At 69.2% G+C, this 1338-nt stretch carries 1 protein-coding gene; it reads left to right on the top strand.

Annotation, left to right across the window (positions count from 1 at the left end):
• Window positions 1-29: 29 nt before the first annotated feature.
• Window positions 30-1338, top strand: a 1309-nt coding sequence (locus tag ACFFIC_RS30070; protein ID WP_377057294.1) for an IS701 family transposase, incomplete at its 3' end; no start/stop codon positions are given.

The raw sequence follows: 1338 nt of genomic DNA, 5'->3' as shown, positions 1-1338 counted from the left end.
TGGACGCGTCCCCGCCAAGAGACGCCGCCATGCTGCGCCTGCCGACCCGCTTCGCCGCGGTTATCCTGAGCTTTGCGCCACTCTTTTTCCAGCGGAGTTGGCGACATGCCGAGGTGCTCCTGATCGGAGCCATTCTGGCCCCAGGCAAGCGCACGGTGACCAGCCTGCTCCGCGTCGCCGGGCTCGCGCGGGAACGCCGCTTCGTGAACTACCATCGGGTGCTCAGCCGGGCGGCTTGGAGCTCCCGAGCGGCGTCGCGCCTCCTACTGGGGCATCTGATCCAAGTCTTCGCGCCGAGTGGGCCGGTGGTGCTGGGCATCGACGACACCATTGAGCGCCGCCGCGGCAAGCGGATCGCCGCCAAGGGCATCTACCGCGACCCCGTGCGCTCCAGCCACGGGCACTTCGTGAAAGCCTCGGGCCTGCGCTGGATCAGCCTGATGCTGCTGGCGCCGGTCCCCTGGGCCGGGCGGGTCTGGGCACTGCCCTTCCTCACCGCCCTAGCGCCCTCGGAGCGATACTGCCGGGTGCGCGGCCTCCAGCATAAGAAGCTCACCGACTGGGCACGCCAGTTGGTGGTGCAGGCCCGTCGCTGGCTGCCGCAGCGGGAGATCGTGGTGGTCGGCGACAGCGGCTTTGCCGCTCTGGAACTGCTGGCTGCCCTCGCCCACCACAAGGTCACCAGCATCACGCGCCTGCGCCTTGATGCGGCGCTCTACGACCCGGCGCCGCCCCGGCTACCTGGGACCAATGGCCGCCCCCGAACCAAGGGCGCCCGGCTCCCGAACCTGTCCAAAGTGTTGGCGAGCCCTGGTGCTGCCTGGCAGCGCATCACCGTGCCGGGCTGGTACGGCGAGGGCGAGCGGTCGGTCGAAATCTGCACCGCAACCGCCGTCTGGCGTCATGGCGGCATGCCCATCGTGCCGATCCGCTGGGTGCTGATCCGCGATCCCCAGCAGCGGTTCACCCCGCAGGCCCTGCTGTGCACCGACCTGCACCGCGCGCCCGAGCAGATCCTGGGTTGGTTCGTCCAGCGCTGGCAACTGGAGGTCACGTTCCAGGAAACACGCGCCCACCTTGGCGTAGAAACCCAGCGCCAGTGGTCGGACCTTGCTATCGCCCGCACCACACCATGCCTGCTCGCACTGTTCTCCCTCGTCACCCTTTTGGCCGCCCGGCTCAGGCCCGCAGAGCGAGAAGCCGCGGCCAGCAGTGCCTGGTACCGCAAACCACGTCCAACCTTCAGCGACACCCTCGCCGCCGTGCGACGTCACATCTGGCGAGAGCAGGGTTTGCTCACGTCGCGGCGCAGCGCCCACAGCGCAAAACCCCGCCCAA

The sequence above is a fragment of the Muricoccus vinaceus genome, assembly GCF_042433125.1.
In the GTDB taxonomy this organism is placed as follows: domain Bacteria; phylum Pseudomonadota; class Alphaproteobacteria; order Acetobacterales; family Acetobacteraceae; genus Roseomonas; species Roseomonas vinacea.
This window is presented reverse-complemented; position numbering and strand designations above follow the sequence as displayed.